General features: G+C 36.0%; 15 protein-coding genes and 1 pseudogene. 6 read left to right on the top strand and 10 right to left on the bottom strand.

Going from position 1 to position 17229, the window contains the following annotated elements:
- Positions 1-6 precede the first annotated feature (6 nt).
- The 3 genes from A194_RS17765 to A194_RS0107285 form a co-directional block, all read right to left on the bottom strand.
- Positions 7-753, bottom strand: coding sequence for a methionine ABC transporter ATP-binding protein (locus tag A194_RS17765; RefSeq protein ID WP_017186200.1), 747 nt, complete (start codon positions 751-753; stop codon positions 7-9).
- A gap of 196 nt (positions 754-949) precedes the next feature.
- Positions 950-2458 carry a malate:quinone oxidoreductase gene (locus tag A194_RS0107290; protein WP_017186199.1) on the bottom strand — a complete coding sequence of 503 codons (1509 nt, stop codon included), beginning with the start codon at positions 2456-2458 and terminating at the stop codon, positions 950-952.
- A 386-nt stretch (positions 2459-2844) separates the two neighbouring features.
- On the bottom strand, positions 2845-4116 hold the full coding sequence (locus A194_RS0107285; RefSeq protein WP_017186198.1) for a patatin-like phospholipase family protein: 1272 nt from the start codon (positions 4114-4116) through the stop codon (positions 2845-2847).
- A gap of 325 nt (positions 4117-4441) precedes the next feature.
- On the opposite strand from A194_RS0107285, the gene A194_RS0107280 reads away from it, so the two are divergent.
- Together A194_RS0107280 and A194_RS0107275 are read left to right on the top strand one after the other, a co-directional pair.
- The gene (locus tag A194_RS0107280) at positions 4442-5332 is read left to right on the top strand and encodes a fructose bisphosphate aldolase (RefSeq protein ID WP_017186197.1); all 891 of its coding nucleotides are present in this window, start codon (positions 4442-4444) and stop codon (positions 5330-5332) included.
- A 1177-nt stretch (positions 5333-6509) separates the two neighbouring features.
- Positions 6510-7328, top strand: coding sequence for a helix-turn-helix transcriptional regulator (locus A194_RS0107275; protein ID WP_017186196.1), 819 nt, complete (start codon positions 6510-6512; stop codon positions 7326-7328).
- Here A194_RS0107275 and A194_RS0107270 read toward each other — a convergent pair.
- From A194_RS0107270 to A194_RS0107260, 3 genes are all read right to left on the bottom strand, one after another.
- Positions 7304-8503, bottom strand: coding sequence for an MFS transporter (locus tag A194_RS0107270; protein ID WP_017186195.1), 1200 nt, complete (start codon positions 8501-8503; stop codon positions 7304-7306). The two genes, A194_RS0107275 and A194_RS0107270, sit on opposite strands and share 25 nt — an antisense overlap.
- 186 nt (positions 8504-8689) lie before the next feature.
- Complete coding sequence (locus A194_RS0107265) at positions 8690-9361, bottom strand: GOLPH3/VPS74 family protein (protein ID WP_017186194.1); 672 nt, start codon at positions 9359-9361, stop codon at positions 8690-8692.
- Between the two features lie 180 nt (positions 9362-9541).
- Positions 9542-10399 (bottom strand): LysR family transcriptional regulator, encoded by an 858-nt coding sequence (locus A194_RS0107260; RefSeq protein ID WP_029425057.1) that lies wholly within the window; start codon positions 10397-10399, stop codon positions 9542-9544.
- Positions 10400-10572: 173 nt separating this feature from the next.
- Between A194_RS0107260 and A194_RS0107255 the strand changes: the two genes are divergently transcribed.
- Positions 10573-10944: a VOC family protein gene (locus A194_RS0107255; RefSeq protein ID WP_017186192.1), complete on the top strand. Its 372-nt coding sequence runs from the start codon at positions 10573-10575 to the stop codon at positions 10942-10944.
- A 381-nt stretch (positions 10945-11325) separates the two neighbouring features.
- Positions 11326-11517: a hypothetical protein gene (locus tag A194_RS0107250; RefSeq protein ID WP_017186191.1), complete on the top strand. Its 192-nt coding sequence runs from the start codon at positions 11326-11328 to the stop codon at positions 11515-11517.
- A gap of 175 nt (positions 11518-11692) precedes the next feature.
- On the opposite strand, the gene katG is transcribed toward A194_RS0107250, so the two are convergent.
- On the bottom strand, positions 11693-13897 hold the full coding sequence (katG, locus tag A194_RS17760; RefSeq protein WP_083834259.1) for a catalase/peroxidase HPI: 2205 nt from the start codon (positions 13895-13897) through the stop codon (positions 11693-11695).
- Between the two features lie 367 nt (positions 13898-14264).
- Positions 14265-14588, bottom strand: a complete 324-nt coding sequence (locus tag A194_RS19750) for an EamA family transporter (protein WP_192808109.1) — start codon at positions 14586-14588, stop codon at positions 14265-14267.
- Between the two features lie 103 nt (positions 14589-14691).
- Between A194_RS19750 and A194_RS0107235 the strand changes: the two genes are divergently transcribed.
- Positions 14692-14844 carry a small acid-soluble spore protein P gene (locus A194_RS0107235; RefSeq protein WP_017186188.1) on the top strand — a complete coding sequence of 51 codons (153 nt, stop codon included), beginning with the start codon at positions 14692-14694 and terminating at the stop codon, positions 14842-14844.
- 141 nt (positions 14845-14985) lie between these two features.
- Here the strand turns inward: A194_RS0107235 and A194_RS19365 are convergent, their stop codons facing one another.
- Together A194_RS19365 and rhuM are read right to left on the bottom strand one after the other, a co-directional pair.
- Complete coding sequence (locus A194_RS19365) at positions 14986-15225, bottom strand: hypothetical protein (RefSeq protein ID WP_157783036.1); 240 nt, start codon at positions 15223-15225, stop codon at positions 14986-14988.
- Between the two features lie 70 nt (positions 15226-15295).
- Positions 15296-15766, bottom strand: a pseudogene (gene rhuM / locus A194_RS17750) (RhuM family protein).
- Positions 15767-16762: 996 nt separating this feature from the next.
- Between rhuM and A194_RS0107210 the strand changes: the two are divergent.
- Positions 16763-17229: type 1 glutamine amidotransferase domain-containing protein (locus A194_RS0107210; protein WP_017186182.1), on the top strand; the 467-nt coding region annotated here is incomplete at its 3' end.

Genomic DNA, 17229 nt, shown 5'->3' with positions numbered 1-17229 from the left:
AACACTTCAGGCATGAGGTTCACCACCATGAGTGAGACGTTCAACGAAACCTTGAGCGCTTCGATCAATCTTCTGAATACCAGCTGGTTCTATTGCAACCGTTTCATACTCTTCACCATCTGTCATAACGGTTACACGTTCACAGATACTTTTAATTACTTCCATCTCGTGACTAACGATTACAATCGTTACACCGAAGTTTTCATTAATCCGCTTCAGTACACTCAGGATCTCTGCCGTTGTATTAGGATCAAGTGAAGATGTTGGTTCATCGCATAACAACACTGTAGGCTGGTTAACTAGAGCACGTGCAATCGCAACACGTTGTTTTTGTCCCCCACTTAATTGAGCCGGGTATTGGTCTTTTAAATGATCTAAACCTACGAATTGTAGGCTTTCTATCACGCGATTTTCCCGCTCTTGTTTCGGCACTTTTGATAACTCTAATGGGACAACGACATTATCATAGACTGTTTTATTACCTAACAAGTTATAATGTTGGAAGATCATCGCAATAGATTGTCTTGCTTCTCTTAACTTTCTTCCTTTTAATCTAGTAAGTGAATCATCGTTAACAATGACTTCTCCATGGTCTGGACTTTCAAGTAAATTGATCAACCTTAACAAGGTCGATTTACCTGCCCCACTTGCGCCAATGATACCATAAATTTCGCCATGATTAACTGATAAAGAAACTGATTTAATCGCTTCATAATCACCAAAACGTTTACTAACATTTTGTATTTTAATCATAAAAAAACCCCTTCCCATGGCATGAAAGGTGATTAAGAACTTTTATATTATAACTTATGTTCACACACTTGTCATTTAGTAGAGTTCAGAATTTGTTCGCTAACATAAAGAATTCAATACTAATCCTATCATAGCACAATTGTGTTAAAACCACATAAAAAAGCATAATTAGCTTAACTAATTATGCTTCTCTCTCTTATGTTGTTGCTGCTACTTCATTTGCTACTTCTTGTTCATCTAACTCTAATATTTCTGCAGTTGATTGATGAATCTGACGGATAAGTTCTGGGTTATCAACTAATGACTGACCGTAAGATGGGATCATTTCTTTTAACTTAGGCTCCCAAGCAGCAATTTGCTGAGGGAAGCATTTCTCTAACACTTCTAACATAACTGAAACGGCTGTTGATGCACCTGGTGATGCACCAAGTAAAGCTGCAATTGAACCATCAGATGCTGTGACAACTTCTGTACCAAACTGAAGTGTCCCTTTCCCGCCTTCTTCAGTGTCTTTAATCACTTGTACACGTTGGCCTGCTACAACTAAGTCCCAGTCTTCGCTTTTTGCATTTGGGATAAAGTCTCTTAACGTTTCCATACGCTTTTCTTTAGATAGCATCACTTGTTGGATTAAATACTTTGTTAAAGGCATTTCTTTCGCACCTGCTGACAACATTGTAAACAGATTGCTTGGCTTAACAGAAGTCATTAAATCAAACAAGGAACCAGTTTTTAAGAACCTCGGCGAAAATCCGGCAAATGGTCCAAATAATAAAGACTTCTCATTATTAATATAACGTGTATCAAGATGTGGTACTGACATTGGTGGTGCTCCTACCGGGGCTTTACCGTAAACCTTTGCATGGTGTTGTTCCACAACCTCAGGATTTTTACATACCATGAACAGTCCACTAACTGGGAAACCACCGATATTCTTACCTTCAGGGATACCTGACTTTTGTAGTAAGTGTAAGCTTCCACCACCAGCACCGATAAAGACGAACTTCGCTGTATGACGTTCAACTGTATTCGTCTCTAGGTTGCGGATCTTTAACTCCCATGAGCCGTCATCTTTTTGGTTTAGTTGATCGACACTGTGCTTATAATGTACTTCTACATTTTGTTCTTTTAAATGGTCGAAAGTCTTACGAGTTAAAGCACCAAAATTAACATCTGTTCCGCCATCAATTTTAGTAGCTGCAATCGGTTCTTCTACTTGGCGGTCTTCCATAATTAAAGGTGTCCATTCCTTAATTTGTTCTGGATCATCCGAGAACTCCATGCCTGTAAATAGTGGGTTACTAACCATCGCTTCATAACGTCTCTTTAAGAAATCAACATTATCTTTACCATGAACCAAACTCATATGGGGTAAAGCTTTAATGAATTCTTCTGGACGATCAAGCTGGTTATGATTTACTTGATAAGACCAAAACTGCTTGGACACTTGGAATTGTTCATTAATCTTGGTCGCTTTTGTCGTATCAATTGAGCCGTCTGACTTTTCACTTGTGTAATTTAACTCACACAACGCAGCGTGTCCTGTTCCTGCATTATTCCATTCATTCGAACTTTCCTCACCCGAATGCTCGAGCTTTTCGAAAACTTTAATGTTCCAACTTGGCTCTAATTCATTTATAAGAGAACCTAATGTTGCACTCATGATGCCGGCACCGATTAAGATCACATCTGTATTATTGCTCATGTTCTTTCAAACTCCTTAACGTTTTGTCCAAAAGATGTATTGACCATACTAATGTCTAGCAAGATCAATCTATAAAAATTCTCATACTACTCTAGTTTAAAGTTTTTCTACTATAAGTTTATCACTAATACTAATAGATTGAAATATATATTACGGGCTAACAAAATAGGCGGAATTTTTATACGTAATTTAAAATCATTCAACAACCTCTATTTTATCCCAATATTTTGAAAAAATAAACATAACTAGACTTTTACTTTTAAAATCTTTTCGTTTCTCAAAAATTATATACTAATATGCCGTTCCAGCTGTTCAAGAGCTTATGAGCTGGTGGTCAGCTTCATAACAGAAACCAAAAAAGACGGTTCCTAAGTACGGATTCGTCATTAATTCAATCGAGCAAACCTTATCCGAATACGTCTAAACAAACTGTACTTACCAACTTTTAATTCTTTTAAATAGTCTCCATCGGGGTTTTGAAACCTTTGTTTAATTGAATTAAATTGCCAGCTCTGACTAGGGTTCAGCTTCATTCTATTAAAATTTCTTAAAAAATCCATATCGCTAAATTCAGCCAAACCAAACTTGTAACCTAATAGCATCAAAGATTTAGCTTCAACTTCAGAAAATGAATCAAGGTCGGTTCTAATATTTGATAAATAGTGTTGCACTTTTACATTAACACCATGGTTTACTTGGCCTAATTCTTTGTTTGTTCTTGTGTACCGTGGTAGCGCGTATCTCATATCAATATGTTCTTGGTCGATATCAATATTATTTAAATTATTTCTTACAATAGCATTAATAAATATATTTTGAGTCCTCACAATGACGTTAATTAAAAAGTTCGACGGCTTGGGCTTTGCTTCCAAATATTTTGAGCCATCACTTATGATTAAATGGTTACACCCTTCGTTTAACAGACTATTAGTACCTAGATTATCTAAAATGCCCCCATCGACTAACTGGATATTGAGTGGACCCTTTTTAATTGAAACAGGCTTAATAAATGCTGGTACGGCAGCTGATGCAGCAACAGCCTTTCCAACGGTAAAACCACTTAAACAATGAGGTTCATCCTTGTGATGTCCTTCAACCTGCTCCATTTCATTCAAATATCCTTTTATCTGATCATTTTCCTCACTCGTAAATAACCACAACTCACCGTTATTTAACGAAGTCGTATTAACAATTATTTTAGGTGGTTTATTTTGTTCATGTAATGGTTCAATTTTTAAATCATTTAATGATAGATGATGTTTCTCATTAAGAATGCTCTTAAACACTTCATCTAACTTTTCACTTAACTCATCACCTGTCATCGTATAGAGCTTATGAAGACCTCTTAACCCGAAAGTTCGAAACCCTTTTTGAACAATGTTTAATAGATCACTCTCAACAGCTTGAACAATCTCAGTATAATCCTCGTCTTGAATTGGGCGGTCATTCGATTCTAGCCACTTTTTCAAATGCAGATAATAAATCATACCAACAATCGAACCACCTGAAACCGTTGAGATTGTATCTACTTCTTTCAACTTCCTGAACTCTGCTAACTGAGCTAATAACCCAACATGAAATAAAGCAGCTCGAAAACCTCCACCTGACAGAGCTAAGCCTACTTTCCTCTTAACGGGTTCAACAGTAGATAACTTCATGTTTATACCTACTCTCTTCAAACTCTTATATGGTTAATATATTTGCTTCTGGCGAGTTCAGTTTGTGCCAAGTCGCTATTAAAGTATATTAGTGTATGCCTCTTTTAACACCACTTAATAGTGAAATTCGACATACACCAATCTACTCCTTCTAAAATAAGTTCAAACACCTAGTCAATTATGAATATTCAGGCATTAAGACTTATAAAATTAAAATCACGATTTTTTAAAAATAAAAACGCTTTCCGAATAGACCTGTTGTAGTTGATAATGATATGATTGTAGATGGGAAATTTATAGAATGACGATAAGGAAGTGATTTGAAATGAATCAAACACATTTTGACAAAATGAAAAACGGTAATGGTTTCATTGCTGCACTTGACCAAAGTGGCGGTAGTACTCCAAAGGCGTTAGAAGGATACGGCGTAACAGAAGACCAGTACTCAAACGAAGAAGAGATGTTTGACCTTGTCCATCAAATGCGCACACGCATCATTACTTCTCCAGCTTTTGATGCAGACAAGATTCTTGGAGCGATCCTATTCGAACAAACGATGGACCGTGAAATTGAAGGTAAGTACACTGGTGACTACCTATCTGAAAAAGGTATTGTACCGTTCTTAAAGATCGATAAAGGCTTAGCTGACAAAGAAAATGGTGTTCAACTCATGAAGCCAATCCACGATCTTGACGAAACGTTACGCCGTGCTAATGAGCGTGGCATGTTCGGGACAAAAATGCGTTCAGTCGTCCATGAACCAAACGAAGAAAACATTAAAGCAGTTGTTGATCAACAGTTCGAAATCGGTAAGAAAATTATCGAAGCTGGCTTAGTTCCAATTATCGAACCAGAAGTTGACATTAACAGCTCTGACAAAGAACAATGTGAAGACATTCTAAAAGCTGAAGTTAAGAAGCATTTAGATCAGTTAGGTTCTGATGAGTACGTTATGCTTAAGCTAACGATTCCTTCAAAAGCTAACCTTTACAAAGACTTAGCTGAACATCCAAACGTTGTGCGCGTTGTTGCACTATCTGGTGGTTACACTCGTGACGAAGCTAATGAAAAGCTTAAAGACCACGAGAACCTAATTGCAAGCTTCTCTCGTGCACTAGCAAGTGAATTAAACGTTAATCAATCAGAAGAAGAATTTAACAATACACTTCAAGAAGCTGTCGATTCAATTTACGACGCGTCAGTTAACAAAAACTAAATGAACAAACATGAAGGAAGCCTGTTTCACGTGAAAAGTGAAGCAGGCTTTTCTCTTGAATATTTTGAAATACTTTAGCAAAAATATATTACGTTACGGCAGTTAAAAACAGAAGGCATATAGAAAAGCTCCAGAAGTTTTGAAATGAGGTACATTGATGAATGGATGCAAAACTAAAGTATAAAACCTTTATTTTTTTACTAGGTTAATTTTAGGAAGCATAATTGGTATAGTTGTCAGTTCTGCTACAGCTTTCCTACTAAATACTAATGATTTTTTAGGAGAGGTACGAGAAGAAAGCGGATCGCTTATTTTACTACTTCTTTTAGGAGGAATTATCCTAGGATACATATATATGAAATTTGGAAAGCAACATATTAATAACACTTTGCATGACGCAGCCGAGTTAATTAACAATGGAGTTATTTAACGGAGAAGGTGTCGAATATTTCTTCATTGTTTGCCTAGTTAGTTATCTATTCTCAGGCACCATGGATGATGGCCTTCTCAAAAAATATATAAACCTAAGAGCACGTTATATAATATCACTAACGGAGAAACGATTGAAAATGCTAAGAAAAAGAAAAACACCAAACCTTAGTATCAAATTATGAACACTCCTCTCGCCCCCTTGAAAAAGCTTAACCTTTCTAGTAAATTGAGTTGAAAACATTATATGGAAATCAATATTATCTAGTGTTTCTTAATTGAATATATATATAATGATAAGCCTGTTTCACGTATAATGTGAAGCAGGCTTATGTTACAGCTAATTATTCGTATTGAGTGATTTTTTGTATTTAACATAGGTATAAACTAACTGGATTGCACAAGTAATAATTAAGGTTAAGGATAAAACTAATGTAACCGTATTCGAAAAGACTTTAGTGTAAACCATAATGAAAATCAGTACAATTGATAATAATGAGATCAAAACGGTTCGTTGAAACTTTTCCAGTCTATTTAAATATTTATAAAAAAACTTACTTTTACTCACAAAATCCCTCCTAAGCTCTGTGCTCTAAAGGCACTAGATTCACACTATATCCTCACTTGTTTCAGATTTCACTATAATTTAAAAATATGATTGTAATATAAATATGATGAAACTTTACAGTTAATTGCAATTTTAAAGTGATACAATAGTAATAAATTTTAATTTCTGCGGTGATAATCAATGAACACATTATTAAATAGTGATGCTGGGCTTTTTTTGTTAAAACAAAATTTTGAACAAGAAAGTACATGGCGTTCCGATGATTGCTACAAGTTTATCTTCTCTCTTCATGGATCAACCAATTATCATACAAACCGTAAAGAGATGACAATACATCAGAATCAGTTCTTTATGTTAAACCCTAGTGAAGAGCATAAACAAATCGCTGTCGACCATAGTAAATTTTTAATTGAGTTAGATTCAAATGTCTTAAATCAGTTATCTAATTCTTTCTTTAACCAAACATTTGACGTTCAATTTGCTTCCTTAGTTCAATTTCAGAAACCTGTTTTTCAATGGGCACAGTTTATAATTAATTATTTAGAGATTTTAGAAAATGAGCCTTTAGAAATCAAGCAAGCTTTTTTAGATCACAATTTAATTTACTTTAGTAATATACTTTTAAAAAGCGCTGTCAGCAGCCACTTAACAGACATAAACTTAAGCTCTTATAATGTGCTAAATAAAAATATTTTTAACACATTGAGTGCATTAAAAGAAGATTATAACAGTAACTGGACTTTAGATGACATGGCGAAAGTCGCTAACTTAAGTAAGTATCAATTTGCACATGTATTTAAAGAACTGATTGGTATTTCACCTTATTCATGGCTTCAGATTTATAGAATTGTGCGTAGTCAGCAATTATTAAAATACACAAAACTAACCATATTAGAGATCGCTTTAGAATGTGGGTTTTCATCAGTCAATGTTTATAACCGTTTGTTTAATATGCTTTACGGTAAATCACCGAGTCATTTTCGTAAAATGGTAAGATAGTAACCTATTCCTGATAACACCATGACTAATCCACATATGATAAAGATGATATTAATACTCACATAGCTCGATAATAATCCAAACACACCAAGAGAAATAGCATTTGATAAGTAAAGAAGGAATGCATTAAAGCTAAACCCTTTTCCTAACATATCGTTTGGTAATAGCAACTGGAGTAAATAAACCCTAGCTAAGCTGGAAATAGGGAGTCCAACAGCAACAATAATTGCTCCAATAAAATAAATAGGCAATGTAAATGCTATTCCTATTGTAAAAATGCCTACACCCCAAACAACTGAAGCAATTATGTAATGTTTAAGATTCAACCTTTCCCATACATAAGGAACAATAATATTAACCAAGATTACGCATACACCAAACGAACCTAAAAGTATGCTATACCATTCCTCTGCATTGTTGACCGTAGTTGATAACTGTAATAAAAGACCTACCTGCCAAACCCACGTATTAAAAAACACCATGATGAATGTAACTATAAATAATGTTCTTAAATGCGTCTGTTTGTTAGTCCATACAACAAAACTTTTTAGAGCGAGAAAAACATCCTTAATACTCTTTCCTGCTAACCCTTTTTGGTCTTCTTTCAGGCTTATTTTAGAGATAAGTAAAGCACTTAATAAAAAAGTAATAGCATCTATAGTGAAAAAGTGAATGACCCCTACCGAGTTGATCAAAACAACACTTACAATTGGGCCTAATACCGTGGCACCACGGGTAACAGAATCTAGCAAACTATTGATTGCCGTTCGATTCTCTACTGGGACTATAATTGGAAGCAACGCCCGGTGAGCAGGGTTATAGAAACACCCTAATAACTGAATTAAAAAGCTTATTACAAGCAAATGCCAATATTGCAATAAGCCAAAATAAAAGAGAAAGACTAACGAAAATATAAGAGGAACTCTTACTAGATCAAAGAGAATTAAAAGTCTCTTCTTTTGTATCCAATCACTTACAACTCCCCCTATTAATCCAAAAAATAGATAAGGAAGCACCTGTGAAATAGCAATGCCTGTTGTATAAAGGTTGGACTCAGTTAGCTCATAAGCTAAAAACAAGAACGCCATCCCGGAAATAACGTTTCCAATGTTCGTAATACCAGCGCTCAGGATGTAAAACAGTGCATTTTTATTTGTCAAAGCTTTAACATACATTTAATCACCTCTTGCTTTTTATCTTAAGAGGTGATTAATTAACATTCTTCATCAATCTTGCTGAATTATATAAAATATATATTTGCGCTATTAGTATAAATGTAGTCCACACGTTGAATTGGGGATTTTACATATAACCCCAGGGTACGGAGTCCAACCTTAGAACTCACTGAAATTTACCAGAAATTATGAAGACGAGCTTGATACTGCCACAGTGGCTGCTACGGCCCCCATGACAGCTGCATCGACGGCTTGAACGGCCTCTGAGACAGATTTTGCTAAAACATTGCTTTTCATGATCTTTTCAATTCGATTTTTTGCTTCTTTTTTGTCTTCAGGTGCGAATAAGATTGGAGTCAATTGACAAGTGTTCAGTAAGCCTAGCAGTAAGACGGTTCGATTGTCATCAAGCTTCTCGATTTCTTCTGTAAACACCGCTTTTTGAACATCTTGAATAAGCTGATCCACCGCACCAACATTTTGAATGGGAAAGCGTCGAATTGGGAAAATGCCGAGAAATTGATAGCTTTCATCCTTAACCATTTCTTCGACCACCAAATCAGCATAAATTTGTCGTTTTAATTTGGTGTTACCAAGCTTTTGTACCCAATACTTGGCTTTCTTATCTTTTTTTGCCTGAGCAATTTGCTCTAAAGCATCATCAAGATAAACTATTCCTGTAGGCTCCGAATCAACCACGATCAACTTCTTTTTCCTTATATCAAGTTTATCCCTTAAAGCTAATTCCATTAATACAGCACCTGAAAGACCATAAATAATTCGGGAAGACGTTCTCATATAAACCGACCCCTTATCCCTTCTAGTCGCCAAAAGTAATAGCCGCTCTGGTAATAACATCTAACTCCTCCAATAGCTCTATTCCATTCATTAAGGTTATGATTTATTAACAAAAGTCTCGTGACATTAAGTTTGGTACACGTCCTCTGCTAAATTATTTGTGTCCTTAAATCTCTAGTTATATGACTTCTTATATTCCCTCCCCCCTAAGTATATTCAATAAAAATCGGTCGCTCTCCTTTATGAATACTTATTTTTTATTATATCTAGGAACGCCTTTACTTGAGGCAACTCTTTCGCATTCTCTGAATAACAAAGCCACGTTGGACGAGTTAAGTATTCGCTTTCTAATGTTAGTGGTATTAACTCATACTTTTCGGGGTCCAGATCTTGTATAGCAACTTGTGGTAGAATCGCCATTCCAATACCATGTGACATTAATTGTTTACATGTTTCTATTTGGTCAACTTTTATTTTTCTTGAAAGTCGTATACCCGGGTTCTGAATAAACCACTCATCACACATAGCGTGTAAACTAGCGTCATCACTTTGGAATTCAATTAATAGTTTTTCTTTTTGCTTATTTTCTAGTGTCTTTTTATCTACTAAATATAAGCGATCAGAAAATAGTTTGATACAGTTCAAATTAGGTGATTTTTCCCCGCGAATAATAGATAAATGAAAATCTTCTATAGAATTTCGAATTGATTGGCTTAAACCAGTCATTAATTCGACCTTCACGTTTGGATATAAATCTATATACTCCTCAAGTATTTGCGGTAGTAAGTATTGCCCAACAACAGAGGATACTGCTAGTGAAAGTCTACCATTCACAGTGTTGGAGACCTTTGAAAGTTCGTCTAATAACCTTTTCTCTCTGTTGATCATTTCTTCTGCAAAATTAATAACTTTCTCCCCAACAGGTGTTACGAGCAAGTTTTTGTGATTACGTATAAATAGCTTTTCTTCCCACTGATCTTCTATTTGTTTTAAGCGTTGGCTTATTGCAGGTTGAGAAATCAAAAGTTCTTTAGCAGCTCCACTGATTGTTCCTAATTTTTTAATTGTAACTAGCAGTTTATAATCATCAATTTTCATATAAATATCTCCATCTTTTTGTATAAAATCAAGGTTATTGGAAATCATTAACTCTCCCACTTCATACTATAAGCAAAATTTATACAAATCAATAATTAATCAGTATTTTACTTATATAACATTAATGTTTAAAATAAAAATAGACCAGTTGTTAAAATTTGGATGTTTTTCATATGTCATTTGAATTTAAAAAGATCGACCATGTTCAATTAGCTGCACCTAAAGGTTCTGAAGATACTGCAAGACAATTTTTCGCTGATATTTTAGGTTTTGAAGAAATTGAAAAGCCAGACGTTCTCAAGAAGCGTGGAGGTGTTTGGTTTTCATTTGGAAGTAACCAAATTCATATTGGGATTGAAGATCCTTTTCTTCCTGCTAAAAAAGCACATCCCGCATTCGAGGTTAGAAATATCGAACAATTAAAGCAACACTTAACGAATCATGAAGTTGAATATATTGAAGATGGAAATTTACCTAACGCTAACAGAATATATGTAAGTGACCCGTGGGGAAACAGAATCGAACTACTAGAGTGGGGAAATTAAATAGGAGAGAGACATGAAATTCACGGAAATTAAGCTACAAACGAATAAATTAAATAAAATGTAAGATTTCTACCAAGATGTACTGGAATTTCAAATTATTAACGAAAGTACAGACGGTTTCTCAGTTCAAATAGGTTACACTAATCTAATCTTCAAACAATCAACGGAAAACTTAGAGCCCTTTTATCATTTTGCTATAAATATACCAGAAAATAAAATGTAAGAAGCAAAGTCTTGGATACTATCGAAAATAGATTTAAATAAAGAGGATGGATCTGATGAAGTTTTCTTTAAAAGTTGGAATGCTCACGCCATTTATTTTGAAGACCCGTCAGGAAATATATTAGAATTAATCGCTCGCCACAATTTGGAAAAAACCCTGTGGAGCATGACTTTTCTTCCCGCGATTTGATCAATATTAGTGAAATAGGAATTGTAGTAGATGAGGTGATTCCATTCGTGAGAAAGCTAAATGAATTGGGAATCCCTAACTGGAGAGATGATCGTGAAGGACTAACACCAGTTGGAGATGAAAATGGCCTTTCTATAACCGTAAAGGAAGGTCGTAGATGATTTTTCTCAAATAAAGATGCAAAATTTTATCCTTTTGAAGTGAATGTTGAGGGTATAGGTTCATTTTCATTTAAGAAGCGTGGAAATAAAGTTTTAATTAAATCAACAACAACAAAAAAGGACGACCATTAAGAAGATGGTCGTCCTTTTTAAAACAATTTGTTTACATTATTCTTTATTTAAGATCAAAACGATCTGCATTCATCACTTTAACCCATGCATCTACGAAGTCACGCACAAACTTTTCTTTGTTATCATCTTGTGCATAAACTTCTGCAATTGAGCGTAATACAGAGTTTGAACCGAACACAAGGTCAACACGAGTTGCCGTGTGAGCGACTTCACCAGTCTTACGGTCACGTCCTTCATAAATAGTACCGTCTACAGGCTTCCACTCAACGCCCATATCAAGTAGGTTTACGAAGAAGTCGTTAGTTAGAGTACCAACTTGATCAGTGAATACGCCGTGCTGTGTTCCACTGTGGTTAGTACCTAGTACACGCATACCACCAACAAGTACAGTCATTTCTGGTGCTGTTAAGCCTAATAGTTGAGCTTTGTCTAACATTAACTCTTCTGGGCTAACACTGTATTCTTTCTTTTGGTAGTTGCGGAAACCGTCAGCTACCGGCTCTAAATCATCAAAGCTCTCTGCATCTGTTTGCTCTTCTGTAGCATCGCCACGTCCTGGAGCGAATGGAACAGTTACATCAACGCCTGCATCACGTGCCGCTTTTTCTACTGCTGCACTACCACCTAGTACAATTAAGTCAGCAAGGCTAACTTTCTTATCTAGATGACCTTGAACTTCTTCTAGTACATTTAGTACTCTTTCAAGTTGTTCAGGCTGGTTAACTTCCCAATCCTTTTGTGGAGCAAGGCGAATACGTGCACCATTTGCGCCTCCGCGGTGGTCTGAACCACGGTAAGTGCTTGCTGAAGCCCATGCTGTTGTTACAAGTTCACTAGTTGTAAGGTCAGTGTCTAAGATTAGTGCCTTAATCTTTTCTACCTCTTCATCTGATAGCTCGTAATCAACTTCTGGTACTGGATCTTGCCAGATTAGTTCTTCTTCTGGAACTTCTGGACCTAAATATCTTGAACGAGGTCCCATGTCACGGTGTAATAGCTTAAACCATGCACGAGCAAATGCGTCTGCGAACTCTTCTGGATTCTCATGGAAACGACGAGAAATCTTTTCATAAGTTGGATCCATACGCATTGCCATATCCGCAGTCGTCATCATTGTTTCAACTTTAACAGATGAATCTTCTGCATCCGGTGCTAAGTGATCTTCAGTAGGGTTAACAGGCCTCCACTGATTTGCACCTGCAGGGCTCTTTGTAAGCTCCCATTCATATCCAAACAATAAGTCAAAGTAAGTGCTGTCCCATTGTGTTGGTGTTGGAGTCCAAGCGCCTTCAATACCACTTGTGATTGTATCGTGCCCTTTTCCACTACCGTGTGTGCTTAACCAACCTAAGCCTTGTGCTTCAATCGGCGCCGCTTCTGGTTCAGGACCTACGTGAGCTGCATCTCCTGCACCGTGTGATTTACCGAAAGTATGTCCACCAGCTGTTAAAGCTACTGTCTCTTCATCGTTCATTCCCATACGTGCAAACGTTTCACGAATGTCTTCAGCACTCTTTAACGGATCAGGATTACCGTCTGGACCTTCAGGGTTAACATAGATTAGACCCATCTGAACAGCAGCAAGCGGGTTCTCAAGCTCGCGGTCTTCATTGTAACGGTTGTTACCTAACATTTCCGTTTCAGTACCCCAGTAGATGTCCTCTTCTGGATGCCAAATATCTTCGCGTCCACCACCGAAACCGAATGTCTTACCACCCATAGATTCGATTGCCACGTTACCAGTTAGAAGCAGTAAGTCAGCCCAAGAAATTTGGTTACCATACTTTTGCTTAATTGGCCATAGCAGGCGACGTGCTTTATCTAAGTTACCGTTGTCTTCCCAACTGTTAAGTGGAGCAAAACGTTGGTTACCTGTTCCACCGCCACCACGGCCGTCACCAGAACGGTAAGTACCAGCTGCGTGCCAAGCCATACGAATAAAGAACGGACCATAGTGACCATAATCTGCTGGCCACCAGTCTTGGCTATCTGTCATTAGATCATGAAGGTCTTTTTTAAGAGCCTCGTAATCTAGTTTTTGAAATTCCTCTGCATAATCAAAGTCTTCACTCATCGGATTAGGTTTTGTATCATGCTGATGAAGGATACTTAAGTTTAGTTGATTTGGCCACCAGTCTTTATTAGTAGTAGCATTTGATTCATTAGTTGTAACACTACCGTGACTAAATGGGCAGCTCCAGTGTTTGTATTTTTCTTTGTGTCCATAATTATTTATTACCCTCCTCATAGAAATTGAAATAGCCAACATTCGGACTATTCTATTAATTATTATTACATATTTGGAATTTACTTGCCTTTAATTTGCTCAACAAGAATTAAATGTGAGCCTAAATTAATAATACCATATATCATTTTATAGTCAATATTTATTTATAATAATTATAAATAAAGCGGGTTGTGAGATTAATAGACTAAACTCATATCATTATTTAAACACGATGAAATCTAATTATACAAACGTTATACTCAGGTTATTTTTCAGTCTGATTGTTTCAAGCTAAGTAGGGTGATTGTAACTAGGATTAGCCCCATTCCAAGAAACTGAATAATAGTCATATGATCTCCAAGTAGCAATATCCCGAATAGAGAAGCTGTCACTGGTTCAACCATAGCGACCATTGATCAGTTGTCGGGGCAATCATTCGAAGACCAATCATATATAAAATAAATGAAATACCTGCTCCTAGAAATCCTATTAATAGAAACCACCATATGTCATTAGACATCACAACATTTGTTGCTTCCTCAATATCCATAAAAAGAAATAGTATGAAACAAAATGCTAGGAAGGAGATCGTTAAAGTCGCCTGTGGCTTTCCAATCGAAGACGCATTTTTAAACCCGAATATAAACAAAGCATAAGAAAGTCCAGAAGCTAGCCCTGCTAATACGCCTAGCAAACTTACTGAAGGGGACATATTAAACTGGATAAGGCAAATGCATTGAGAAATTAGCTTTCCAAGTATAGATTTCTTCGCCTTGTCAAAAGCTATGCATAAATCATCAAAGGAGGAAATCGAAATGGGCGGAACACCTAAAGGACCAAAACAGCAGAAAGAACCAAATTTACCAAAGAGCCCGAAACAGCCATATGGCGAACCAATGCAAGGCTCCCACAAAGTAAAACAGGGAAATCATTCACGACAAAAACAAAAATCGGATCATGATATGTAGATTGCAGAAGACATTAACTACTCAATTAGAAAAATAGAAAAAACTCCTCTTCAGATGAGTGTGTCCCCTTGGAGAGGAGAGTAACACTGATTGAGTCATTATAAATTGGAAAGAAGTCGTTAACTTTGAAGTTCTTGAGCATCACTTTAAAGCCCACTCCATTCGACTAGTAAGTAAACTTCTATTAAGCCCTCCTGTTAAATTCAGTACTTGATGGCTAAATTCTGGTTCCTTTTTACCCGAATACTCTTCCCACAATTCACTTACATATTTTAAGTTTTCAGCTGTAATTATAGCAACATCTGTATCATCTTCTGAAAATGCTTTAAGTTTTTGCGCCTGATAAACCGCTTCTTGAGTAAAGTCACTGGTAACTATCAAGAATATCGAAACTCGTGTAGGTTCTGATCTAATATACCTAGGCAATTTGATCAGCCACAGCCTTCGATACTTATCCAGCGTTTTCAAGAATATCCCTTTCATTAAACAGAAGAAATGCATTTAGCTTATTGATCCAATCATTCATATACATTGGTCTCAGCCTCTCTGCTTGGTCTTCTGCATAAACCAAATACATTGTTACAATTCGATTTAATGACTTTAACTCTTTTTCAGTTAAGTAATTTTAGCGACTGTTACATCCAGATTGCGAACTTTATCTCCTTTCCAAGAAGTCAAACCACTATTTTCTTCTTGAGCTCTAGCTCTATTTGCGATCAATTCAGCAGCCGTCTGATCATGTATAGCAAAATGAAGTTTATTTTGTACTGTTGCAAAGAATTCCTGTGTAATTTCTGCTCTAGGATCATAATCAACAGGCATAAATATTAGTGATTTTGTGATAAAACCTCTTCTCAGAAGCACGGAAATCTCGAATTCGTTCAAGGAGTTCGTCGAAATAGTCTTGAACAAAGTTACGCATTTCTTTTAAGCGTTCATCATCCATTGCAAAGCCTTTGACCAAATACTCATCTTATAAAATTCACTGGTGACTGATCACTTACGAATCATCCTTGTTTTGTTACCACAATCACTTCTCGGCCACTATTGCTAAGCAATATAAATTGTTTCATTCATTTTTGCTACTCTTCTATGAACTTGTTCCCATTCCGATTGGAAAAGAGCTTTAACTTCCAGGCTCATGATTACTTCATCTAACGCATTATTCTTAGGAACAGATTTAGCATTAATTTCAGTAATATAAACATGCACTAAATATTTTTTGAATTTTTCCGACCTGATTGGAATGATTTCTTTACTAGTGTTCTAACCATTGATTGATTTCTTCCTTGTTGAAAATAATTTTGCTGCCGACTTTGCAGTATGGAATATGATTAAATTTAACTAACTTTTAAATCAATCCTTTTGAAACAATTAAATATTCTGTTAATAGCTCAACATCCATGTAATATTCTTTATTTACTTTTTTCACCTCCCTTCAAATAAAAAACCCCCCAGTATACACACTCATCCCTTGGATAAATGTATATACTGGAGCGTTCCCAGTTTATAAATAATTTTATTTTTATTAATTTTATATTTTTCTTATAAAAATAAAATAATAGAATGCCGAATTTTTTACGTTCTTTTATTTACAAGATTTTAGGTAAATCAACATAGTTGAAGAAACCTTATGATGACAAGGATTATCCATTTATGAATTTCACTTAATTTAATGGAATTAAAGTGAATGTGAGTCAAAATAAAATGCTGGCGGGGAATTTCAAACCGTTTTATTTGCCTAACTTATTCATCTCTTAATACTTTACCGAAAAACTTAAATAACATTATAGCCTTTGTGTCCCTGCAAGAATCAATAGTAACCATAAGGTTAGAAACTATGAAAAGAGTGCGTACTTTTGTTGCTCCTCATTCCCTTATATAATGAAGAAAGTACAAAATAGAAAGGAATGGTTACATGTCAAAGAAAGTAGCAATTTTAGTTACAAATAGGGTAGAGGATATTGAATTGACCAACCCAGTTCAACATTTAGAAGAAGCAGGTCATAGCGTAGAACTTCTTAACGCCGACGGCCCTGTAGAAATTACAGGAAATAAGGGCGGGCAATTCAAAATCGAGAAGAGTTTTGATGAAGTTACCCCAGGAGACTACGATGCACTTTTAGTTCCCGGTGGCTTCTCTCCCGATCTTTTAAGAATTAATCCGAATAACGCGGATTTCGCTGCCCACTTCATTAAAGAACAGAAGCCGGTGTTCTCAATCTGTCACGGCCCTCAATTCCTAATTGATACAGATCTCATTAAAGGTTACGAGATGACAAGTTTTGTATCAGTTCGTAATGATCTTAAGAATGCAGGGGCAATTGTTAAGGATGCAGAAGTTGTAGTAGACCGTAACCTTGTCACTAGCCGCACACCGGATGA

The organism is Alkalibacillus haloalkaliphilus C5, assembly GCF_000269905.1.
Taxonomy (GTDB): Bacteria; Bacillota; Bacilli; order Bacillales; family Alkalibacillaceae; genus Alkalibacillus; species Alkalibacillus haloalkaliphilus_A.
The sequence above is the reverse complement of the archived record's forward strand: the minus strand, read 5'-3'. Positions and strand labels throughout refer to the sequence as shown.

Coding starts and splice junctions, on each gene's coding strand:
- A194_RS17765 (WP_017186200.1), bottom strand. CDS start 753: ATGATTAAAATACAAAATGTTAGTAAACGTTTTGGTGATTATGAAGCG.
- A194_RS0107290 (WP_017186199.1), bottom strand. CDS start 2,458: ATGAGCAATAATACAGATGTGATCTTAATCGGTGCCGGCATCATGAGT.
- A194_RS0107285 (WP_017186198.1), bottom strand. CDS start 4,116: ATGAAGTTATCTACTGTTGAACCCGTTAAGAGGAAAGTAGGCTTAGCT.
- A194_RS0107280 (WP_017186197.1), top strand. CDS start 4,442: ATGAATCAAACACATTTTGACAAAATGAAAAACGGTAATGGTTTCATT.
- A194_RS0107275 (WP_017186196.1), top strand. CDS start 6,510: ATGAACACATTATTAAATAGTGATGCTGGGCTTTTTTTGTTAAAACAA.
- A194_RS0107270 (WP_017186195.1), bottom strand. CDS start 8,503: ATGTATGTTAAAGCTTTGACAAATAAAAATGCACTGTTTTACATCCTG.
- A194_RS0107265 (WP_017186194.1), bottom strand. CDS start 9,361: ATGTTATTACCAGAGCGGCTATTACTTTTGGCGACTAGAAGGGATAAG.
- A194_RS0107260 (WP_029425057.1), bottom strand. CDS start 10,399: ATGAAAATTGATGATTATAAACTGCTAGTTACAATTAAAAAATTAGGA.
- A194_RS0107255 (WP_017186192.1), top strand. CDS start 10,573: ATGTCATTTGAATTTAAAAAGATCGACCATGTTCAATTAGCTGCACCT.
- katG (WP_083834259.1), bottom strand. CDS start 13,897: ATGAGGAGGGTAATAAATAATTATGGACACAAAGAAAAATACAAACAC.
- A194_RS19750 (WP_192808109.1), bottom strand. CDS start 14,588: ATGTCCCCTTCAGTAAGTTTGCTAGGCGTATTAGCAGGGCTAGCTTCT.
- A194_RS0107235 (WP_017186188.1), top strand. CDS start 14,692: ATGGGCGGAACACCTAAAGGACCAAAACAGCAGAAAGAACCAAATTTA.